The sequence below is a fragment of the Faucicola mancuniensis genome (genome assembly GCF_046523945.1).
Classification (GTDB): domain Bacteria; phylum Pseudomonadota; class Gammaproteobacteria; order Pseudomonadales; family Moraxellaceae; genus Faucicola; species Faucicola mancuniensis.
The window spans coordinates 527,736-547,182 of record NZ_CP171363.1 but is presented as its reverse complement, the minus strand read 5'-3'; the positions used below and the strand labels follow the sequence as shown (position 1 = coordinate 547,182).

The 19,447-nt window shown below is 39.9% G+C and carries 25 protein-coding genes and 1 pseudogene; 22 read left to right on the top strand and 4 right to left on the bottom strand.

Annotation, left to right across the window (positions count from 1 at the left end; all coding sequences use genetic code 11):
• The first annotated feature begins 40 nt into the window (after positions 1 to 40).
• The 4 genes from ACGTJS_RS02785 (at position 41) to ACGTJS_RS02770 (ending at position 3,430) form a co-directional block, all read left to right on the top strand.
• On the top strand, positions 41 to 619 hold the full coding sequence (locus tag ACGTJS_RS02785) for a TerD family protein (protein WP_410472744.1): 579 nt from the start codon (positions 41 to 43) through the stop codon (positions 617 to 619).
• Between the two features lie 183 nt (positions 620 to 802).
• The gene (locus tag ACGTJS_RS02780; protein WP_410473211.1) at positions 803 to 1,885 is read left to right on the top strand and encodes a DUF475 domain-containing protein; all 1,083 of its coding nucleotides are present in this window, start codon (positions 803 to 805) and stop codon (positions 1,883 to 1,885) included.
• Between the two features lie 125 nt (positions 1,886 to 2,010).
• Positions 2,011 to 3,093: a hypothetical protein gene (locus ACGTJS_RS02775; RefSeq protein ID WP_315040569.1), complete on the top strand. Its 1,083-nt coding sequence runs from the start codon at positions 2,011 to 2,013 to the stop codon at positions 3,091 to 3,093.
• Positions 3,094 to 3,127: 34 nt separating this feature from the next.
• Entirely contained in the window at positions 3,128 to 3,430 is a 303-nt protein-coding gene (locus ACGTJS_RS02770) for an RnfH family protein (protein WP_315040571.1), read from the top strand.
• On the opposite strand, the gene ACGTJS_RS02765 is transcribed toward ACGTJS_RS02770, so the two are convergent.
• Positions 3,427 to 3,798, bottom strand: coding sequence for an outer membrane protein assembly factor BamE (locus tag ACGTJS_RS02765; RefSeq protein WP_315040573.1), 372 nt, complete (start codon positions 3,796 to 3,798; stop codon positions 3,427 to 3,429). The genes ACGTJS_RS02770 and ACGTJS_RS02765 overlap by 4 nt on opposite strands.
• 160 nt (positions 3,799 to 3,958) lie before the next feature.
• Here ACGTJS_RS02765 and fur point away from each other — a divergent pair, with 160 nt between their 5' ends.
• On the top strand, positions 3,959 to 4,393 hold the full coding sequence (gene fur, locus ACGTJS_RS02760) for a ferric iron uptake transcriptional regulator (protein ID WP_315040575.1): 435 nt from the start codon (positions 3,959 to 3,961) through the stop codon (positions 4,391 to 4,393).
• 147 nt (positions 4,394 to 4,540) lie between these two features.
• Here the strand turns inward: fur and ACGTJS_RS02755 are convergent, their stop codons facing one another.
• The 3 genes from ACGTJS_RS02755 to ampD all read right to left on the bottom strand — a co-directional run bounded on the left by ACGTJS_RS02755 (position 4,541) and on the right by ampD (position 7,095).
• A complete protein-coding gene (locus ACGTJS_RS02755) occupies positions 4,541 to 4,777 on the bottom strand; it encodes a hypothetical protein (RefSeq protein WP_410472743.1) in 237 nt (78 codons plus the stop codon).
• A 138-nt stretch (positions 4,778 to 4,915) separates the two neighbouring features.
• The gene (gene murJ / locus ACGTJS_RS02750) at positions 4,916 to 6,469 is read right to left on the bottom strand and encodes a murein biosynthesis integral membrane protein MurJ (protein ID WP_410472742.1); all 1,554 of its coding nucleotides are present in this window, start codon (positions 6,467 to 6,469) and stop codon (positions 4,916 to 4,918) included.
• An 11-nt stretch (positions 6,470 to 6,480) separates the two neighbouring features.
• Complete coding sequence (ampD, locus tag ACGTJS_RS02745; protein ID WP_315040579.1) at positions 6,481 to 7,095, bottom strand: 1,6-anhydro-N-acetylmuramyl-L-alanine amidase AmpD; 615 nt, start codon at positions 7,093 to 7,095, stop codon at positions 6,481 to 6,483.
• 152 nt (positions 7,096 to 7,247) lie between these two features.
• Between ampD and pyrE the strand changes: the two genes are divergently transcribed.
• The 17 genes and pseudogenes from pyrE to ftsA all read left to right on the top strand — a co-directional run bounded on the left by pyrE (position 7,248) and on the right by ftsA (position 19,393).
• The gene (gene pyrE, locus ACGTJS_RS02740; RefSeq protein ID WP_315040580.1) at positions 7,248 to 7,901 is read left to right on the top strand and encodes an orotate phosphoribosyltransferase; all 654 of its coding nucleotides are present in this window, start codon (positions 7,248 to 7,250) and stop codon (positions 7,899 to 7,901) included.
• Between the two features lie 12 nt (positions 7,902 to 7,913).
• The gene (locus ACGTJS_RS02735) at positions 7,914 to 8,153 is read left to right on the top strand and encodes a hypothetical protein (protein WP_315040581.1); all 240 of its coding nucleotides are present in this window, start codon (positions 7,914 to 7,916) and stop codon (positions 8,151 to 8,153) included.
• Entirely contained in the window at positions 8,150 to 8,614 is a 465-nt protein-coding gene (locus tag ACGTJS_RS02730) for a type II toxin-antitoxin system VapC family toxin (protein WP_315040582.1), read from the top strand. Before ACGTJS_RS02735 ends, ACGTJS_RS02730 begins: the two co-directional genes overlap by 4 nt.
• Positions 8,615 to 8,625: 11 nt before the next feature.
• Positions 8,626 to 9,579, top strand: coding sequence for a glutathione synthase (gene gshB / locus ACGTJS_RS02725; RefSeq protein ID WP_410472741.1), 954 nt, complete (start codon positions 8,626 to 8,628; stop codon positions 9,577 to 9,579).
• A gap of 146 nt (positions 9,580 to 9,725) precedes the next feature.
• The gene (locus ACGTJS_RS02720; protein ID WP_315040586.1) at positions 9,726 to 10,085 is read left to right on the top strand and encodes a hypothetical protein; all 360 of its coding nucleotides are present in this window, start codon (positions 9,726 to 9,728) and stop codon (positions 10,083 to 10,085) included.
• 23 nt (positions 10,086 to 10,108) lie between these two features.
• Complete coding sequence (locus ACGTJS_RS02715; protein ID WP_315040587.1) at positions 10,109 to 10,300, top strand: DUF2892 domain-containing protein; 192 nt, start codon at positions 10,109 to 10,111, stop codon at positions 10,298 to 10,300.
• Complete coding sequence (locus ACGTJS_RS02710; RefSeq protein ID WP_315040589.1) at positions 10,297 to 11,220, top strand: DUF692 domain-containing protein; 924 nt, start codon at positions 10,297 to 10,299, stop codon at positions 11,218 to 11,220. Before ACGTJS_RS02715 ends, ACGTJS_RS02710 begins: the two co-directional genes overlap by 4 nt.
• A 12-nt stretch (positions 11,221 to 11,232) precedes the next feature.
• Positions 11,233 to 12,018, top strand: a complete 786-nt coding sequence (locus ACGTJS_RS02705; protein ID WP_410472740.1) for a DUF2063 domain-containing protein — start codon at positions 11,233 to 11,235, stop codon at positions 12,016 to 12,018.
• 23 nt (positions 12,019 to 12,041) lie between these two features.
• Positions 12,042 to 12,227 (top strand): hypothetical protein, encoded by a 186-nt coding sequence (locus ACGTJS_RS02700; protein ID WP_410472739.1) that lies wholly within the window; start codon positions 12,042 to 12,044, stop codon positions 12,225 to 12,227.
• A 59-nt stretch (positions 12,228 to 12,286) separates the two neighbouring features.
• Positions 12,287 to 12,499: a hypothetical protein gene (locus tag ACGTJS_RS02695; protein WP_315040595.1), complete on the top strand. Its 213-nt coding sequence runs from the start codon at positions 12,287 to 12,289 to the stop codon at positions 12,497 to 12,499.
• 123 nt (positions 12,500 to 12,622) lie between these two features.
• Positions 12,623 to 13,024: pseudogene (locus tag ACGTJS_RS02690) on the top strand (alkaline phosphatase PhoX); the annotation flags it as partial.
• Positions 13,025 to 13,253: 229 nt separating this feature from the next.
• The gene (gene murG / locus ACGTJS_RS02685) at positions 13,254 to 14,366 is read left to right on the top strand and encodes an undecaprenyldiphospho-muramoylpentapeptide beta-N-acetylglucosaminyltransferase (RefSeq protein WP_410472738.1); all 1,113 of its coding nucleotides are present in this window, start codon (positions 13,254 to 13,256) and stop codon (positions 14,364 to 14,366) included.
• A 139-nt stretch (positions 14,367 to 14,505) separates the two neighbouring features.
• Entirely contained in the window at positions 14,506 to 15,966 is a 1,461-nt protein-coding gene (gene murC, locus ACGTJS_RS02680; protein WP_315040598.1) for a UDP-N-acetylmuramate--L-alanine ligase, read from the top strand.
• Positions 15,967 to 15,976: 10 nt separating this feature from the next.
• Positions 15,977 to 16,231, top strand: coding sequence for a hypothetical protein (locus tag ACGTJS_RS02675; protein WP_315040600.1), 255 nt, complete (start codon positions 15,977 to 15,979; stop codon positions 16,229 to 16,231).
• Positions 16,232 to 16,252: 21 nt separating this feature from the next.
• Positions 16,253 to 17,173 (top strand): D-alanine--D-alanine ligase, encoded by a 921-nt coding sequence (locus ACGTJS_RS02670; RefSeq protein ID WP_410472737.1) that lies wholly within the window; start codon positions 16,253 to 16,255, stop codon positions 17,171 to 17,173.
• A gap of 129 nt (positions 17,174 to 17,302) precedes the next feature.
• Entirely contained in the window at positions 17,303 to 18,082 is a 780-nt protein-coding gene (locus tag ACGTJS_RS02665; protein WP_410472736.1) for a cell division protein FtsQ/DivIB, read from the top strand.
• 33 nt (positions 18,083 to 18,115) lie between these two features.
• Complete coding sequence (gene ftsA / locus ACGTJS_RS02660) at positions 18,116 to 19,393, top strand: cell division protein FtsA (RefSeq protein WP_315040607.1); 1,278 nt, start codon at positions 18,116 to 18,118, stop codon at positions 19,391 to 19,393.
• Positions 19,394 to 19,447 lie beyond the last annotated feature (54 nt).

Here is a 19,447-nt window from a genome sequence, read left to right as displayed (position 1 = left end):
AATCTTTTATTTTGTTAAACATTCAAAAAGGTATAAAAAAATGGCAATTTCATTAAACAAAGGTGGTAACTTATCTTTAACCAAAACCGACCCAAATTTAAACAAACTGTTAATCGGTTTGGGTTGGGACGAGCGAGCGACTTCTGGCTCAGAGTTTGACCTTGATGCCAGCGTGTTTTTGTTGGCAAGCAATGGGCGAGTGCGTGGCGACCACGATTTTATTTTTTATAACCAACTAAAATCGGACAACGGTGCGGTAGAACACACAGGCGACAACCGCACAGGACAAGGCGATGGCGATGATGAAGTGATTAAAGTGAACCTTGCCCAAATCCCAGCCGACATTGACAAAATCATCGTTACTGTCACCATTCACGATGCCCAAGCTCGTAACCAAAACTTTGGACAAGTCGCCAATGCCTTTATCCGTGTGGTAAACGAAGAAACAGGCTTGGAAGTGGTGCGTTTTGACTTGGCGGAAGATTATTCTATTGAAACGGCGATGGTGTTTGGCGAAGTATATCGCTACAATGGTGAATGGAAATTCCGTGCGGTCGGTCAAGGTTATTCTGGTGGATTGGCGGCGATGTGTAGCCAATATGGTATTAATATTGGTTAAGCGTATATTTTTTAAAAATGATATTTTTTTGCTAAATATGGGGATACTTGCAAAAAATTAACATAAAGTTACGTTTTAATGCTTGTATTTTTTTAAATTATCGTGAAAATAAGCTAGCAACAAATATTCATTCAAAAAGTGGTGCTTTGCCACTTTTTTTATATTTATGGATTTTTTCTTATGATGAAAAATTTAAAACATTTTTATTTTGACATTGCGTTTACCATTGTCGCTTTGATGATTGCTGCGTGGTGGGGTTTTTCGCATGGTGGCGTGTCTGCGATGGTGACCGCTTTGTTTGTTACGCTGATTTTGGCGGTGATGGAAATTTCATTGTCGTTTGACAATGCGGTCGTCAATGCGTCTGTGTTAAAGCATTGGGACAAGTTTTGGAAAATGATTTTCTTAACTGTCGGCATGTTAATCGCCGTATTTGGTATGCGTTTGGTGTTTCCGATTGTGATTGTGGCGGTGACTGCCGAGATGAGCATGATGGACGTAATTAACATGGCATTGTACAATCCCAAAGAATACTCTGCCAAACTGATGGCACACCATGCCGAAATTGCTGCTTTTGGTGGTATGTTTTTGTTATTGGTGTTTTTGAACTTTTTGTTTGATGACAAAGATGTGCATTGGTTTGAATGGCTTGAAAAAAGACTGGCCCGTTTTGGCAAAGTAGATGCCATGAGCGTGTTTGTCGCTTTGGTATTGTTAATGGTTGTCCTAAACTGGGTAGCCCCAGCCCAAAAGTCAGCCGTACTGATTGCAGGTGTGTTTGGTATTTTGATTTATTTGGCGACCAATGTATTGTCAAGTTTACTAGAAGGGGCGGACGATGATGACGAAAGCACGCCACAAGTTGAAGGCAAAGAAGTCGCAGGGGCGATTGCCAAAGGCAGTATTGCAGGCTTTGTATACTTAGAAGTGTTGGACGCATCGTTTAGTTTTGATGGTGTGATTGGGGCATTTGCGATTACCAATGACGTGATTATCATCATGTTAGGCTTGGCAGTCGGTGCGATGTTTGTGCGTTCTATGACGATTTTCTTGGTAGAAAAAGGCACGCTTGATGAGTTTATTTACCTAGAGCATGGTGCGCATTATGCGATTGGTGCGTTGGCGTTGATTATGCTATTGGCGACCGTACACATCGAAGTACCAGAGATTGTTACAGGTCTGATTGGTATCGCCTTTATCGTGTGGGCGGTGATAAACTCCATCTCGCACAACAAGCGTGAAGCCTTAAAAGAACAACAATCGTGAACAGGTTCTTATATTTATTGAACAAAAAGGGCGTATTTGATACGCCCTTGCGTTATAATAGCAACCGTTATTTTTAAATTCTTTATTTTAATTGTCAAAATGTTAAAAAATTCAAGGAAATTCATATGGCTTTGAACCGATTTCAACCCTTATTAATCGCAGGATTACTGCCGTTATTAGTTTTTGCATGGTTTGCAAAAGAAGTCGCAGGTCAGATGGATTTTTGGCTATTGTGGCTAGTGGCGATGACTTTGGTCGGTTTGCCAATGGTATTTGCCGAAGTTGCCTTAGCCCATCGCAGTGGCACAACGCCTTTGGTCGGCTTGCCAAATTTAACCAGAGAATCAGACGTTAGCACGGTTTGGCGTGGTTTTGGTTGGCTGACGGTTGCGTTATTATTGACCGTTGTCGGACATTTGTTAGCCAGCTCCGCCCAAAATTTGCAACCTTTGGTCGGCACAATGGCAACGCCTGCCTTACTTGCCATCATGGTGTTAATCGTGATTGGACTTAGTTTTACCAAACATTTGGCAGGTTGGTTGGCATTTGGCTTGGCGATTGTGGCTTTAGGTTTAAACGTGAGCCAGTCTGGATTTGCCATTTGGCAAATGACCAATACGTCGCTTAGAGAATGGTCGCTTGCGGTGGTGTTGGCGTTGGTGTGTGTTGGAGCGGGAACGGGGCTGTTTTGGCACAGCCGAGCTAATCAAATTTTGTTAAGCGATACCGAAAAATCAGGCAAGGACAACAAAGCAGTCGCCAGTCGCTATGTGTTGCCGATTTGGTGTTTTCAAATGGTCGGCGGTGCGTTGGTCGCCATGACTTTATCGCCAGCTAGCAATCTATCGGCGATTGCCTATGCGTTGGCGATGTTGGCAGGTTCAGCCTATCTGCTCCATATTGTTTCCGAACAATTGTCATTAAAATTAGCAAAAACTCGCTTTAGCTTTTTGGCATTGGTGATAACGGCTGTTGTGGGATTGGGATTTGCCTTGATTCCAACGGCATTTTTAAACCAATTATTAATCTTGTTAAGTTTAATCACGGCAGTTTGGCTTGCGATTTTTGCAGGTTGGCAAATGAAAATCAGCCATTTACGCAAATCGTTAAACTTTGGTTCAGAAGCCGTTTATAACATTTGGCGAATTGGCGTGCGAATTGTTGTGCCATTGGCGATTTTATTGGCAATTGTGGGTTTATTTGTGTAATTTTTTGATAAAAATATTGTAAAAAAGATAAAAAATGATAACGATTGAAGTGGCATTTTCACCCAAAGAAGGTGAACATTTGTTAAAAAAAATCAATTTGCCTGACGGTGCGACCGCCCATGATGCGGTGAATACTTTGGGTTGGCTTGATGATTTTTTGGCAATCAGAGATTACCAAATTGGTATTTTTGCCAAAAAAATTGATTGGCAAACCCCATTAAAAACAGGCGATAGACTAGAAATCTACCGCCCTTTAACCATAAATCCCATGCAAAAACGTCAAAAACGTTCTAAAAAACAACAACTTGCAAAAATTCACAACAAGGTTACGAATTAATCGGTTTTGTAGCTATTTGGACGTTCAATTTTGGCAACTCTGCCTGTATTGTCAAAGTAGATTTTGGCATATTGCTCGGCGTTATGCACGTTGGGTTTGTTTTCACGTTTGGCGATTGTGCCTGCGGTAAAATCATAAATATAGTCCCAACGCATGGGGTTTAGCGTGTCTTGCACCGCAGGGCTACCCAAGATGTATAACACTTGGTCGCTGGTCATGCCGACTTGCACTTGGGCAAGTTTGTCTTCGTGGATTGGCGTGCCTTGTGGAATGTCAATTTTGTAAACGCTAAACCACGAACAGGCAGGCAAGACGCTCACGCTTGACAAAACGGCGATTAGGGGCAAAAATTTTAAACGATTGTTCATATTAAAAAAACCTATTGAAAAAATTTAATATTAAAATTCAAGAATAGTCGCTATCATACGCTATTTAAGCAAAAATGCCTACTATTTATCTTAAGATTTTATACCATTTTAACATTTTTGTGTTAATATAAAAGCGAATCACAACAAATAAGGAAAAAAAATGACATTTACCAACCAAGATTTACGCCGTGCAGGACTAAAAGTTACGTTACCACGTTTAAAAATTTTACAACTATTAGAAAGTGCCGAACGTCATCACATGAGTGCCGAAGATGTGTACAAAGCTTTGATTGAGCAAGGTGAAGATGTCGGTTTGGCGACTGTTTATCGTGTTTTGACCCAGTTTGAACAAGCAGGGATTGTAGAACGCCATAATTTTGAAAATAATTTGTCGGTTTTTGAGGTTGCCAAAGAAGAACATCATGACCATTTGGTCTGTGACCATTGTGGCAAAGTGGTGGAGTTTCACAAAGATGAAATTGAAGCACTGCAAGAAAGCGTTGCCAAAGAGCATGGGTTTAAATTGTCAGGGCATTCGTTGGTGCTATACGGTATCTGCGATGAACCAGAATGTCAAACGTCTGGTAAAAAATAATATTCAGTAATACCAATCCAAAAATATAAAATATATCAATTTGTAGAAGCTTATTGCATAAGTCCTGTTAAATTCATTATTGGGCGTATTCAATACGCCCCTACAATACAAAATTTATTGTGTTTGGTAAATTTTTTTTGGCAAGAATTAAGCAAGTACAGCTCGTAAAATATTGTTCATTCTTGTTAATTCACTGGCGTTGTCTAGTTTTTGGCTAATAAGTTGCCAAACGTCAGGCTCAATGGCATAAGTAGGCTCACTTTTTTGTTTTTGTTCTGCTTTTCTCATTGCTTGCAATCTTGCAAGTTCAGGTACTTCGCTAACGGACAATGCGTTATTAAAATCAATTTCCCCAAGTTTTGGGTCATCTTTTACTGTTTTCATAGATTTTCCTTTGATGTGGTTCTGCTCGATGGGCGGAGAATATTCTAACGTTATCACCCCTTATCGTCCAATGCACCACCATAAAATTACCTAAATTACTGATTCCAAGCGTATAATAGCGTTCTTCAAACAAACATTTTAATCACTTTTTAAACTACCAGACCGAAATCCAGCCAAAAATAATCCCACCGCATACACTAACATTCCGCCAACACAAATCGCCAAAAACGCTAAAATTTTGCCAATTTGACTGGCATTAGTAGGAAAAAGCGTTATCATAATTTGTAAAGCAATCAGCATTACACCATTGGCAACGCACAATTGTAACATACGTTTTTTCGAATGTGGATTAAATTTGAACAATTGTTGTTTTTTTAAATAATAATACAACACCGCCACATTCACCCACGCCGATAACGTAGTCGCCAATGCCAACGCCCCATGTAACGGCAAGTTGATTGTTGAAAAAATGCCCAACAACACAACCGCACTGACCGCATTGGCAACAATTGCGATGATACCTGCTTTGACAGGGATTTTGCCTTGATGTTTGGCAAAAAAAGCAGGAGCAAAAATTTTAATTAGCATAAACGCCAAAATTCCCCCAGCCATACATTGCAACGCAAAACCACTCATCAATGCGTCATGCGAACCAAATCTGCCATGTTGAAACAGTGCCAACATCAAAATATCGCTAATCTGTATCAACGCCAAAGACGCAGGCAAGCCAATCAACAATACCAACCAACACGCCCAGTCTAACGTTTTTATGAAATTCTGTTCATTATTATTATGCGATAAATGCGGTAAAATCACCGTCCCAATCGCCACGCCAATCACGCCCAACGGCAACTCGCTCATACGTTCTGCGGTATATAGCCACGACACCGACCCTGTCGGCAAAAAACTGGCAAAACTGGTATTGATGAGCAAATTAATCTGTAGCACCGACACACCAAAAATCGCAGGTAATACACCCTTTAAAATCTGCCGAACGCCTGTATGGGCAAAATCTACTTTTGGTAAAATTAACAAATTTTGTTGATAAAGTGGTAAAAGCTGTAACCCCAATTGTAAAATACCTGCCAACAACACCGCATAGCCCAACGCCAAAATCGGCTCAGCAAAATACGGCGATAGCCAAATCGCAAAAATAATAAAACAAATGTTTAATAAAATAGGCGTAACTGTTGGAATGACAAAGCGTTGATAACTTTGCAACACGCTACTGGCAAAGGCAGTCAGCGTAATAAGCAGTAAATAAGGAAATGTTAAACGTAACAAAGTTGTGGCGGTGGCAAATTTGTCAGGTTCATGAATAAAACCCATCGCAAACGCCCCAATCACGACAGGGGCGAACATCATCACCACACTTGTCAAAACCGACAATAATAACAACAACGTGCCAAACACTCGGCTAATCAAAATTTGTAAGTCATGAAAATTATTTTGGTTAGATTTTTTTTGATAATCCGCAATCACAGGGACAAAGGTTTGGGCAAATGCCCCTTCAGCAAACAATCGGCGTAAAAAGTTTGGGATTTTAAAAGCGACCAAAAAAGCGTCCATCAAGCCACTTGCCCCAAACACATTCATCAACACCACATCACGCACCAAGCCTAACACACGAGATAACAACGTAAAAACGCTGACGATGGCGGTGGATTTTAACAGTTTTTGGGATTGGGGCATTGAAAAATTACTCAACAATCATTTATCAATTTTCGCAATTTTTGCCAATCAAAATACGCCCCTGGGTCGGACTTTCGCCCACGAGCGACATCGCTATGCCCTGCCAAATGGCATTTTGTCTTAGGATACGCCTTGTTAATCGCCAAAATCGTCTGTGCTAACGCCTGATATTGACGTGCATCAAATTCACTATAATCATCGCCTTCAAGCTCAATGCCAATGGAAAAATCATTACAATTTTCACGCCCAAGATAGCTAGACTTGCCTGCGTGCCACGCTCTGTCAGCAAAATTGACAAATTGCGTGATTGTGCCATCCCTTTCTATAAATAAATGTGCAGAAACTTGCTGTTGATAAATCGTTGCAAAATACGGGTGGTTGGACGGATTTAGATTATTTTGAAAAAATGCTTTGACAAAATGCTGTCCGTTTTTATCTTTTTTGCCAAATTCGCTCGGTGGCAAACTGATATTGTGAATGACAATCAGTGAAATGTCCTGTGGATTGGGTCGTTCACCAAAGTTTGGCGAAGCGACAAAATCGGCAATGGCTAGTTTACCATCAACAATCAGATTGTTATTCAAATGGTCGTTTGAGTTGGCATTGTGGGTCGCAGAATTTTTCATAAGCATACTTGTCAAAAATAAAAAGGATTGTAAACCAAAATTTTGATAAAGAAAACCCACAAATTTATCAAAGATTTTTTTTGTGAATATGCTAAACTATTGCCATTATTTTGTAAAAATCAGATAGTCTTTGTGTAAAAAGGAAAAAAATGATGTCAAATACTTTTCAGCCAAGCCAATTTATTGAAGTTGCGTTAAAAAACAATGTACTAAAATTTGGCGAATTTACCCTAAAATCTGGGCGTGTCAGTCCGTATTTTTTTAATGCAGGTTTGCTTTCTACTGGCGAATTATTATCGGTTTTGGCAAATGGCTATGCAGACGCTTTAGCAAAAAATGCGAATAAAGATGATTTGGTGATTTTTGGGGCGGCATATAAAGGCATTCCATTTGTGGCGGCAACGGCTCAATCTCTTTGGAATAATCATCAAATCAATGCCAATTGGGGCTACAACCGCAAAGAAGCCAAAGACCATGGTGAGGGCGGAATGCTGGTCGGTGCGGATTTAAAAGGCAAATCGGTGTGGGTGATTGATGATGTGATGACCGCAGGCACGGCAATGCGTGAAGTGGTGGCACTCTTGGCAAAAGAAAATGCCAAAGTTGCAGGGATTATTGTTGCCCTTGACCGCAAAGAAAAAGGGCAGGGTGAAAAATCCGCCATTCAAGAACTTGCCGAAACCTTGAACGTGCCTGTGCTTGCTTTGGTGAGTTTTGATGATATTATTGATTATGTGGCGAAAAATGGCACGGCAGAACAATTAAACTCGATGAAAAGCTACCGTGAGCAGTATGGCGTTTCATAAAAGGGGAATATTATGGCAACAGTAGAAAGAACATTTCATATTGATGAAACAATTGCCAAAAATTTGGATAAAATGATTTCACGAGATAAACAATCACAATTTATCAATGATTTGTTATTTAAAAATATCTACAATCAAGATATTGAAAAATTAAATAATCTTATCAAAAATTTTCGTTTTAAATATCCAAAAAATGAAGGCATTTCTAGCACAGATTTGCTAAGACAAATCCGAGATGGTGAATTGCGATGAGCCAAGATTTGGCGGTATTCGGACTGATAGTTGATGCCAATGTTTTAATTAAAATTTTGCAAGATGAACCAGATAGCGAAATTGCGATTGATTTTTTGACATATTGCAACAGTCATTTTATACATTTTTACGCACCCACATTGTTTCAATATGAAGTGATTAATGTGGCGACTAAAAAGAAAGTTGCTCTTGATGATACGTTAAATTTGCTTAATTTTTATAAATCAGCTAATTTGACATTGCAAGAGCCTAGCTATGATGATTGGTTACTTGCAGAAAAAATCTGCCAAAATGGTAATGAAAAAAGTGGCTATCCGTCCATGTATGACAGCATTTATCATGCAATGGCAATCAATCGTCATACAACTTTTGTAACGGCTGATAACCGTCATATTGCCAAAACTAAGCAATTAGGCTCAATTTTGTTGTTAAATGATTGGCAAACTTTATTTGAAAACTAAAGAGAAAACTTATGAAAAATTTAAAATTTTTAATCGTGATGGACGATATCAAAACCATCAACTACAAAAAAGACACCACCCTTGCCATGCTTTGGGCGATTGACGAGCGTGGACATACCGCAAATTATTGCCAAATCAATGACTTATGGCTAAAAAATGGCGAATTACACATTGACAGCCAATCGGTAAAAACCTTTAAAAACCCAGAGCATTTTTATGACTTGGGCGAAAAGGCTACGCAAAAAGCCACTGATTTTGACGTGATTATCATGCGTAAAGACCCGCCGTTTGACATGAAATTTTTGTACAGCTTGTACTTGTTGGAATATGCCCAGCGTGCAGGCGTGCTTGTGTTAAATAACCCTCAAAGTGTGCGAGATTGTAACGAAAAATTGTTCGCTACTCAATTTGCCCATTTGATGACCCCAACCACCGTTAGCCAAAAACAAAGCCACATTCGTGAATTTATCAGCGAGCATAAAGACGTGATTGTCAAACCGCTTGATGGCATGGGTGGCATGGGGATTTTTCGTTTGACGGCGGACAGTCCAAACATTGGCTCAACACTTGAAATGCTTACCCAGCTTGAGACCTTACCGATTATGGCTCAAAAATTTATCCCAGAGATTAAAGATGGCGACAAACGCATTTTGATAGTTGGTGGTAAACCTGTGGATTATTGTTTGGCTCGCATTCCTGCCGAAGGTGAAACTCGTGGCAATCTGGCATCGGGTGGGCGTGGCGTGGCAATGCCGTTGTCGGTTCGTGAGCGTGAACTTGCCGAAACGGTTGCCCCTGTGCTGATGGAAAAAGGCTTATATTTTGTGGGTTTGGACGTGATTGGCGGACAAATTACCGAAATTAATGTAACCAGCCCAACTTGTGTGCGTGAGATTGACGACCAATGTGGTACGCAGATTGCTCATGATTTTATTGCGTTTGTGGAAAGTTTGGTGAAAAAATAGTCAGATTAAAATAAAGGGCTAAGCTATGGCGTAGGTATTGGCTTTATCATTTTTGTAAGCATTTGAAAAAAATCGTAAAAAAAATGTAAGAAACTTCTCACCTATTTTGTCTAAGGAGAAACTTTCATCAAAAAAGGAAAATTCTTATGCAATTTAACCAAAAAACCACCAGTAAGCATTTAGCAAAAAGCTTAGCCGTTTCATCAATCGTAGCAGTCGGTTTGGGAGGCTGTGCCGAAAGTCCATTTGGTGCAAAACAAATGGACAGTGGTTATCAAAACCAAGCCAAACCAGCTGAAGCCATGCAACAATCAACTCACACCAATCAAAATCTTAGCCAAAACCAACAGCCTATGATGATGGAAAAAACTACGGAAGCCAAATGTTCTGAAGGTATGTGTGGTGGTAAAACAGCAACCGCAGGCTGTGGCACAGCAATGGGCGATAACACCAACAACGCCACAACCGATAAATCAGCAAACGCTGGTTGTGGTGCATCACGTTAAACCAAAGTAATAATGGAGTTTTTATGAAAATTAATCTAGGTAAAGCAGACCGTATATTACGCATTGTGGTGGGCTTGGCAATTATCGGAGCAGGTGTTTATTTTGGCTCGTGGTTTGGGGTGATTGGAATGATTTTATTGGTTACTGGCTTTATTAACTTTTGTCCAATTTACCATTTAATCGGCATTAATACTTGCTCACTTGACAAAAAATGACTAACACTTTTGCCAAAACAATTACCAAAAATACCACCAACCAAACTTTGTACGGAGCAGGGCTTGGTTTTCGCCGTGAGTTGTTATTTCAATTACAACAAGCAGATTTGTCGCTGATAGATTTTTTTGAAGTGTCTGCTGAGAATTGGATAACGGAGACAGGCGTAATGGGTGGTCGTTTTGATGCTATGTTGCGTCCGTTTACGGAGCGGTATGCCTTTGCATGTCATGGGTTATCGTTATCAATTGGTAGTACCGCTACGCTAAATGTGGATTTGGTTAAAAATATTGGCAAATTTTTAGACACACATAATATTTTGCTTTTTACCGAACATTTGTCATGGTGTAGTGATAAAAATGGGCATTTGTATGATTTATTTCCCATTCCTTGTACCGAAGAGGCAGTATTTTGGGTGGCAAAACGCATTCGGCAAATACAAGATATTTTAGGACGTCAAATTGGTCTTGAAAATGCGTCTTATTATTATCAGCCAAGTATCAGTACTATGAGCGATAGCGAGTTTATCACTGCTGTTATACAAGAAGCTGACTGTCTTTTGCACCTTGATGTGAATAATGTTTTTGTCAATAGTCATAATTTTGGCTTTGATGTGGAGCAGTATTTACAAGATTTACCGCTTGAAAAAACTTGTTATATTCATGTTGCAGGGCATTATGTGGACGATGATTTGATTATTGATACGCATGGGGCAAGTGTGATTGATGGCGTGTGGCAACTGTTGGACAGGGCGTATATGCTTATTTTTGAGCGGACAGGCAAACAGGCAAACGATATTCCCACTTGCTTGGAGCGAGATTTTAATTTTCCACCGTTGGCGGATTTGCTAAATGAAGTGGCGATTATCAAACAAAAACAAGCGATAAGACAAAATCAAGGTTTTAAAACCATAAAACGATGATGGAAAAAAACCATGAAAATAGCAACTTTAGACACATTTCAACAGCAATTTGGGCAATGTATCCGCAATCAAGCCGTAAGCATCAATGAGCCGAATTTTTTACCGAAAAGAGCTGAAAAGTTGTATCAATCATTGGTAAAAAATAACGTATCGGCGTTTGTTAATCAATGCTTTCCGATTTGCCAAAGTCTGATTAATCCTGATGTTTGGCAACAATTAATTGCTGCTTTTATCCAATCTAATCATTTACAAAGTCCATATTTTATTGAAATTAACGCTCAATTTGTACAATTTTTGAATGATATTTGCCAAAATCAATCTTTGCATTTTGAATTGCCAATGTTTTTTGACCAATTGGCTCATTATGAGTGGGTTGAATTATTCGTGGACACTTTACCTAATGGGGATAATTTGCCATTTTTGCCTAATTTATCATTGAATAATACTGTGCAAAATCTGCATTATGCGTGGTCGGTGCAACAGATTGGCAAGGACTTTTTGCCAACAAAGCCGTGTGATACGTTTTTGTTAGTGTACCGTGATAATTATCATAAAGTAAAGTTTAGTCTTATCAATGCGATGACCTATTTATTGATTGATTTTATCCAACATCTTGGTGATAATAGGTCGGACAGTTTCTGTGACTTTGACGATGGTTGTTTTAAGGACAGTGAAGCCTTGATGATGAGTTTTGCCAAGCGTATTGATTATCCAGATGTATCAATTTTGCTCAATTTTGCCGACAGTTTGATTGATGATTTAACCAATCAAGGTGTTTTTATCAAAATAAATCATTGATTTTAAGTATTTTTAAAAAACTCATGCCAACCAAACTACCAACCACGCCAAATAATCCACACTTGACAGATGAATTTATTCAGTCGGTGTATGGGCAAATGTTTAGATTTGCCAACAACCGATTGGCTGGCAGCACTGCGGCCGAAGATGTGGTGCAAGAAGTCTTTTCGCTATGCTATGTCTTACAAAATAGTGTTTCTCACCTTTGACAGGTTCAAGGAGAACGGAAATTTAAAAATGGTCAGTCCTAGAAAAAAATATGAAAAGTATGCGAAAAAAATATACCACAAAATTTATTCAATTTTTGACTCATGACTGTGAGCAGGTAACTTCGCAGATTAGCCTTGCTCATGAGCAACCTTTAACCCTATTACAACAGCTAAGACTATACGTCCATCGTAAGATGTGTAAGCGGTGTGAGCAGTTTTATCAAAATGATAAAAAATTAAGTGAAATGATTGAACAGCATAAGCACAAATAACCTTGTGACTGTCATCAAATTGTTATCATCATTTCAACGAACTGTCATAACAAATTGTTACCCTAATGTAAATTTTGTTTAACCCTAAAAACAGCCACATAAAAGGTAGCTAATATGATAGAACTTAGCCCAATCACAGGCGAAATTTATGTGACCTTAACCAACAACTCACATCGTGCCAAACAAGGCATGAACGCTGCCAATCCACGTAACTATACAGGCGATAAAGGCAATACCAACGGTCATATTATCCGTTGAGAAGAGGCTAATGGCGACCACACCGCAACCACCTTTACATGGGATATCTACCTATTTGCTTCGCCATTTGATTTGGCTGCCGAAAACTTATCAGGCTTGATTGCCAATAATGATTTGGCATCGCCAGATGGCTTGTATTTTGACCCATGTGGCGTGCTATGGATTCAAACCGATGACGGCGCATATACGAATAAAACCAACTGTATGTTACTTGCCAGTTTGCCAAATAAAGTAGGTGATGGACAAAAAATCAAAACATCAGTAGGGGTGAATCTTTGTAATTTTTAAGACAAAAGTACATAAAAAAGAAATCAACTGGCATTGGTTTCTTTTTTTTATTTACATTTAAAAAAAATTGCGTAACAGTTACGTAAAAACCTTATGCTATCAGCCCTTTTAAAAAAAGTCAAAAAATGCTATTATTTCTTCATTTTTTGACAGTATTTTTGCAACATTTTTTAGCAAAATCATTTTTAGCACAATAAAAGGGCGATTTATGAGCGAGCCAAGTAAACAACCACGCATTTTGATGATGGCAGCAGGGACAGGCGGACACGTTTTTCCTGCGATGGCGGTCGCTCACGAACTCCAAAAACAAGGGGCGGTCGTGCATTGGCTTGGCACGTTACGTGGTATGGAAAATGACTTGCTTGCCAAAACTGACTTTGTCTATCATGCCATTGATATGCAAGGTTTGCGTGGTAATGGCTTTAAACGCTTATTACAAACGCCGAAAGCCTTGTTAAGAGCAACTTTAGCTGTTGTCAAAATTATTCAATCCAATCAAATTGATATGGTGGTGGGCTTTGGTGGTTATGTAACTGCACCAGGGGGACTTGGGGCAAAATTTTGCAAAAAGCCGATTATCATTCATGAGCAAAATGCCATTGCAGGCATGAGTAACCGTTATTTGGCAAAAATGGCAAAAACGGTCATGCAAGCCTTTCCAAACACATTTTCACAGTTACCAAGCGACAAGGTTATCACGGTTGGCAATCCTGTGCGAGAAAATATTGTCAAATTGCCAACACCAAATGAACGCATGAAATTAACCGATACCAGTCCGTTACGCTTGCTTGTTGTGGGCGGTTCGCTCGGGGCTCAAGCGTTAAATAATAGCATTGCACCGACCTTAAAAAAATTGGAATCCATGCCAACGGCATCAGCGTGGCAAGTGTTTCATCAATGTGGCAAAAATAACCTTGAAGACACGCAAGTGGTGTATGCCAAAGCCGATTTACAAAAAACCAAATACGATATTTCGCCGTTTATTGACAATATGGCGGCAGCCTATGCGTGGGCGGATGTGATTGTATGCCGTGCAGGGGCTTTGACAGTAACGGAAGTGGCGAATGTTGGCTTGCCTGCGGTGTTTGTACCGTTGCCAAGTGCGGTTGATGACCACCAAACCGCCAATGCCAAAAGCCTGTCAGAACATGGTGCAGGGTTTTTATTACCGCAAAAAGAGCTAAATGCTGATAATTTGGCAAATATTTTGGCAAAACTTGACCGTAAACAAATTCTTGAAATAGCAAATAAAGCCTATAGCTTTGCCAATCCACAAGCGACCGAGCAATGTGCGAAAATTATTTTGGATAATTTATATTAAATTGTAAAAAATGACAATCCATTAAATTGGCAAGGCTTGAATTTGTTGGGTTTACCTTGATGGAAACACGAGATAACTTATTAAATACTTAACAAAAATCAACTAAAAAACTATCATTTTACATAAAAAGAGAAAAGCTATGACAAACGCAAAAAAAGCCAAAAATTTACCCAAACGTATGATTGAAACCCCAGGTATGCGACGTACCAGTCATGTGCATTTTGTCGGTATTGGTGGAGCAGGGATGTGCGGTATTGCCGAAATCGTCAATAATCAAGGCTACACCGTGTCAGGTTCGGATATCAAACAAAGTGCCACAACTGAGCGTTTACAAAGTCTTGGCGTACAGGTGTTTATCGGTCATGACAGCAAAAATATCAGCGAAGCGGACGTGGTTGTGGTGTCGTCAGCGATTGACCATACCAACCCAGAGATTCAGTCGGCACTGACCGCTCGTATTCCTGTCATTCGCCGTGCCGATATGCTTGGCGAACTCATGCGTTACCGTCATAGCATTGCGGTGGCAGGGGCTCACGGCAAAACCACCACGACAAGCCTTTTAACCATGATGCTGACCGAGGCAGGGCTTGACCCCACTTATGTGATTGGCGGAAAATTGAACGCTAGTGGCAAAAATGCGTCTTTGGGCGAAAGCCGTTATTTGGTTGCCGAAGCAGACGAGTCTGATGCGTCATTTTTGTCCTTGCGTCCGATGGCGTGTATCGTTACCAACATTGACGAAGACCACATGGAGACGTATGAGAACAGTTTTGACAAATTAAAACAAGCCTACATTCAATTTTTGCAAAATATGCCGTTTTATGGCTTGGCGGTGCTGTGTGGCGATGACAAAGAGCTTTATGGCATGATTGACCGCATTGGCAGACCTGTTTTGACTTATGGATTAGAAAAACACAATGACGTGCAAGCGGTGGACGTGGTAGCAGACGGCACTCGTAGTTATTTTACTGTACTTAGAAAAGGTAAAGAACCTTTAAAAATTACCTTAAATATTCCAGGTATGCACAATGTTTATAACGCACTTGGGGCAATCACTATGGCAACGGACGAAGGTATAAGCGATGAAGCGATTTGTCGTGCGGTTGCTGAATTTAAGGGTGTGGGACGTAGGTTTGAAAATAATGGTACTTTTGTGAAAGATGACGGAGATATTTTGCTCATTGACGATTACGGTCATCACCCCACCGAAGTGTTGGCAACCATTGCTACCGCTCGCCAAAGCTACCCTGACCGCCGTCTTGTGATGATTTTTCAGCCACACCGTTACAGCCGTACTAGGGATTGTTTTAATGATTTTGTGGCGTGTTTGTCGCAAGTGGATAAGCTGATTTTGCTTGATGTTTATAGTGCTGGTGAAGAGCTGATTAAAGGGGCGACCAGTGATGATTTGGCTCGCTCAATGCGTGAGCGTGGGCAGGTTGAGCCGATTGTGCTAAATGTTAATGATAAAGAACAAATCGCCCAAGTGCTGAAGGTGGCGTTAAAAGGCAATGATTTGCTAATTACGCAAGGGGCAGGCAATGTGGGGCAGTTATGTCAAGATTTGGCGAAGAATAATTTGTATTTGACGCAAAATTAAGGATATAAAAATGCTAGTGGCTTTAGAAAATTTACCAGTTAAGGATAAAGAAAGTTTGTTTAAACAACTTTGGCAATCTTTATTTCTACCACTAGATATAAACCATCAGACTATGGCAACGTTATATCAGTTGCCAATGGTTGAAAAACATAAAGACCCATTTGACCGATTGATGATTTGGCAATGTATGCAAAGCGATTATCAATTATTATCAGAAGATGGCAAATTTAAAGAATATCAAGCCTTTGGCTTAAAATTAATTTAAATAATTTAAAAAGGTTAAAAAATGAACGAAAATGTACAAAAATTCGGTAAAGTTGCGGTTGTTTGCGGTGGTTTTTCTGCCGAACGTGAAGTGTCGCTAAACAGCGGTAAAGCCGTTCTAAACGCCTTACAGTCAGTGGGTGTGGACGCACATCACTTTGACCCACAACAAGCCGACATTTCAAAACTGCGTGAATACGACCGAGTGTTCAACGTGCTACACGGCACATTTGGCGAAGATGGCAGTTTGCAAGGCGTGTTAGATGGCTTTAACATTCCTTATACAGGCTGTGGCGTGCTTGCCAGTGCCATTGCGATGGATAAATTTCGCAATCGCTTGATTTGGCAAGCGTTAGGACTGCCAAACGTGCCGTATGTAGTTTTGCATGATGATACTGATTTTGCTAAAGTTGAGCAAGACTTGGGCTTGCCGTTATTTGTCAAACCTGCCGCCGAAGGCAGTAGCGTGGGCGTGGTGATGATTGAAAACGCAGGCAATTTGGCGGACGTTTACCCAACTTTAAAGCAATATCATGGCGAGATTTTAGCCGAAAAAGCTATCACAGGCGGCGAGTACGCTTGTTCACTTTTAGGCGGACAGGCTTTGCCAAGCATTCGTATCATTCCTGCGGGCAAATTTTACGATTATGAAGCCAAATACAACCGCAACGACACCATTTATCAATGCCCATCGGATTTGACCGCCGAGCAAGAGCGTGAAATGGGCGAGATTGCCTTAAAGGCGTTTTCGGCAATCGGTGGACGTGGTTGGTCAAGAGTGGACTTTTTAAAAGATAACAATGGCAAATTGTATTTGCTTGAGCTAAACACCGTGCCGGGTATGACCGACCATAGCCTTGTGCCAATAGCAGCAAAAGCCAAAGGCATGGATTTTGCCAGCTTGTGTGTGAAAATTTTGGAAGAGACTTTAAACAAAAATTAAAACAATGTCTAAATTTTAAGTGAAAGTTGCTAAAATATTCTTATCATTTGATGTGTTTTTTGTTATGATAGTGTGTTTGTTTTTAAATTTGTTTATTACTTGAAAAATGGCTGTCAAAAGGGCTAAAACATGACAACAACATCAGTCTCACGGTTTCGCCCAAATATCCAAAATTTGGGCAACGCAACCCATTGGATAGTGGTGGTTGTGTTGATTTTTTTCTTGTTGTTTTTGGTATCAACATTTCAACTGTTAAAACAATTGCCCAATGCCAGCATTCACTTGCAACAAAGTAATTTAAATTCGCACGAACGCTATGAATTGACAAAAATTTTGGGCAAGCAAGCCGATGGCAATTTTTTACAAGCTGACTTGCACCGCTATGTGGACACGTTAAGCAATATTGGCTGGGTGGAGCAAGCGGACGTGCGACGTGATTGGCAACAAGGTTTGATTGTCAATGTAACGCCTAGAAAGGCAGTGGCAAAATTTGGCAGTGAGCGTTTGGTGGACGCTGATGGCGTGGTGTTCAAACCTGCCGACCCAAGCGAGCTTGATGCTCATTATTGGATGCAGTTGCAGGGCGATGAAAAAGACGCTGTTGCCATGATGCAACAGGTACAGCAGGTGAGCGACTGGTATTTGCCTTTGGGATTAAAGGTCAAAGAAGTCATCGTTTCATCTCGTATGACATGGTTATTCCGCTTTGACAATGGCTTAAGGGTGTTAGTTGGCAATGACAATACGTCTGAAAAACTGTACCATTTAAGTGTGATGTTACAAAATCAGCTTCACACAAAATTACCCAAAATGCAAAGTATTGATTTGCGTTATAAAAATGGTATGGCGGTCACATGGAAAACCACAAATGACACCGTTGTAAATGATGGCAAAAATACAAATAATTAAAAAATTTTAAAATAGGTAATCAATTGATTTATCATGAAAAATCCTGACCTTATTGTTGTAATTCATTTAAGTGCCACTGCCGTTCACACTGTGATTGGGCAGATTTTTGATGCACAAGACATTCGCATCATTGGCATTTCATCGGTCAAAAATTATGATTTTTCACAAGGTGCAATCCGTCATCGTGAACGTTTAAAAGCAGCAATCAAACAATCTATCCAAGAAGCCGAAGATATGGCAAACTGCCGTATTAATAGCGTTTGGCTCAGTTTTTCTACGCCCGAATTGGTGAGTATTAACAGTGCTGGAAAAGTCAAAATAGAAACTGAAACGGTGCGTGCCAAAGACATTGTTGCTGCTTTAACCGATGCCAAAAACAAAAACCTAAGCGACAATATGTATCTGATGAGCTATGTGCAACAAGGCATTGTACTAGATGACAACGAAGAAATGATTGACGATGCCATTGGTATGCAAGCCAATGATTTGATGGTGTTGTATCATTTGATGATGATGCCTGTACGTAGCCGACAAAATTTGCAAAAACTGCTCCAAGAATGCGATGTTAGCGTAGAACAAATGCTCTTTGATGCGGTGTCATCAGCCGAATATGGCTTATTGCCAGATGAGCGTTTTCATGGCGTTTGCTTGATTGACATTGGTTCATCAACCACCAGTGTGTGTGTTTATAGCGATAACAAATTGGTCTATACCGCTTGTTTTGACGAAGCAGGACATCATGCGACGATGGATATTTCAGTGTTGCTAGAAGTTAGTATTGCCGAAGCAGAAGCCTTGAAAAAAAATCAAGCCAGTGTGGATAGATTTGGCATTGATGCCAGTCAATTTTTTAGTGTTCGCCGTTCCCAGTACAATGACGAAAAAACGGTCAATATGCAACAATTATTAGAGATTGTTGAAGCTCGCTACTTAAGCATTTTAGCCAATATCAAAAATGACCTAGACCAAGCAGGCTTGAGCGAATTTTTAAAACAAGGTTATGTGTTAACAGGCGGTGGGGCAGAGATGAAAGGTTTAGTGCCACTTGCCAAAAAAGTATTGGCAAACAAAGTACATAAAGTCAATCAACACCCAGCGATTACCGCTTATAGCCAATATGGTGAAGATGATAAACTCAAACACATCGCTGCCTTAATCACACAACGAAAATATCAAACAGCTTTTGGGACATTGCTATATACCCAAAGTGATACCTTTTATCACAGTGAAAAAAGTGTGGTAACAGAAAATGAATCAACTTTTAAAAACACATTTCAACGATTTGAAAGATTTTTAAAAGAGATGTTTTAATTTTGTTTATTTTTTTGCGTAACTATTTCATGTTTTTATGAACTCATGGTATGA

What these genes read in the sequence shown, in the direction of transcription:
- ACGTJS_RS02715 (WP_315040587.1), top strand. Translation starts at nt 10,109, where the DNA reads ATGAAAATTAATCTAGGTAAAGCAGACCGTATATTACGCATTGTGGTG.
- ACGTJS_RS02765 (WP_315040573.1), bottom strand. Translation starts at nt 3,798, where the DNA reads ATGAACAATCGTTTAAAATTTTTGCCCCTAATCGCCGTTTTGTCAAGC.
- pyrE (WP_315040580.1), top strand. Translation starts at nt 7,248, where the DNA reads ATGTCAAATACTTTTCAGCCAAGCCAATTTATTGAAGTTGCGTTAAAA.
- gshB (WP_410472741.1), top strand. Translation starts at nt 8,626, where the DNA reads ATGAAAAATTTAAAATTTTTAATCGTGATGGACGATATCAAAACCATC.
- murC (WP_315040598.1), top strand. Translation starts at nt 14,506, where the DNA reads ATGACAAACGCAAAAAAAGCCAAAAATTTACCCAAACGTATGATTGAA.
- ACGTJS_RS02735 (WP_315040581.1), top strand. Translation starts at nt 7,914, where the DNA reads ATGGCAACAGTAGAAAGAACATTTCATATTGATGAAACAATTGCCAAA.
- ACGTJS_RS02665 (WP_410472736.1), top strand. Translation starts at nt 17,303, where the DNA reads ATGACAACAACATCAGTCTCACGGTTTCGCCCAAATATCCAAAATTTG.
- ACGTJS_RS02700 (WP_410472739.1), top strand. Translation starts at nt 12,042, where the DNA reads ATGCCAACCAAACTACCAACCACGCCAAATAATCCACACTTGACAGAT.
- ampD (WP_315040579.1), bottom strand. Translation starts at nt 7,095, where the DNA reads ATGAAAAATTCTGCGACCCACAATGCCAACTCAAACGACCATTTGAAT.
- ACGTJS_RS02775 (WP_315040569.1), top strand. Translation starts at nt 2,011, where the DNA reads ATGGCTTTGAACCGATTTCAACCCTTATTAATCGCAGGATTACTGCCG.
- fur (WP_315040575.1), top strand. Translation starts at nt 3,959, where the DNA reads ATGACATTTACCAACCAAGATTTACGCCGTGCAGGACTAAAAGTTACG.
- ACGTJS_RS02720 (WP_315040586.1), top strand. Translation starts at nt 9,726, where the DNA reads ATGCAATTTAACCAAAAAACCACCAGTAAGCATTTAGCAAAAAGCTTA.
- ACGTJS_RS02780 (WP_410473211.1), top strand. Translation starts at nt 803, where the DNA reads ATGAAAAATTTAAAACATTTTTATTTTGACATTGCGTTTACCATTGTC.
- ACGTJS_RS02770 (WP_315040571.1), top strand. Translation starts at nt 3,128, where the DNA reads ATGATAACGATTGAAGTGGCATTTTCACCCAAAGAAGGTGAACATTTG.
- ACGTJS_RS02785 (WP_410472744.1), top strand. Translation starts at nt 41, where the DNA reads ATGGCAATTTCATTAAACAAAGGTGGTAACTTATCTTTAACCAAAACC.
- murJ (WP_410472742.1), bottom strand. Translation starts at nt 6,469, where the DNA reads ATGCCCCAATCCCAAAAACTGTTAAAATCCACCGCCATCGTCAGCGTT.
- ACGTJS_RS02675 (WP_315040600.1), top strand. Translation starts at nt 15,977, where the DNA reads ATGCTAGTGGCTTTAGAAAATTTACCAGTTAAGGATAAAGAAAGTTTG.
- ACGTJS_RS02705 (WP_410472740.1), top strand. Translation starts at nt 11,233, where the DNA reads ATGAAAATAGCAACTTTAGACACATTTCAACAGCAATTTGGGCAATGT.
- ACGTJS_RS02670 (WP_410472737.1), top strand. Translation starts at nt 16,253, where the DNA reads ATGAACGAAAATGTACAAAAATTCGGTAAAGTTGCGGTTGTTTGCGGT.
- ACGTJS_RS02695 (WP_315040595.1), top strand. Translation starts at nt 12,287, where the DNA reads ATGCGAAAAAAATATACCACAAAATTTATTCAATTTTTGACTCATGAC.
- ftsA (WP_315040607.1), top strand. Translation starts at nt 18,116, where the DNA reads ATGAAAAATCCTGACCTTATTGTTGTAATTCATTTAAGTGCCACTGCC.
- ACGTJS_RS02730 (WP_315040582.1), top strand. Translation starts at nt 8,150, where the DNA reads ATGAGCCAAGATTTGGCGGTATTCGGACTGATAGTTGATGCCAATGTT.
- ACGTJS_RS02755 (WP_410472743.1), bottom strand. Translation starts at nt 4,777, where the DNA reads ATGAAAACAGTAAAAGATGACCCAAAACTTGGGGAAATTGATTTTAAT.
- ACGTJS_RS02710 (WP_315040589.1), top strand. Translation starts at nt 10,297, where the DNA reads ATGACTAACACTTTTGCCAAAACAATTACCAAAAATACCACCAACCAA.
- murG (WP_410472738.1), top strand. Translation starts at nt 13,254, where the DNA reads ATGAGCGAGCCAAGTAAACAACCACGCATTTTGATGATGGCAGCAGGG.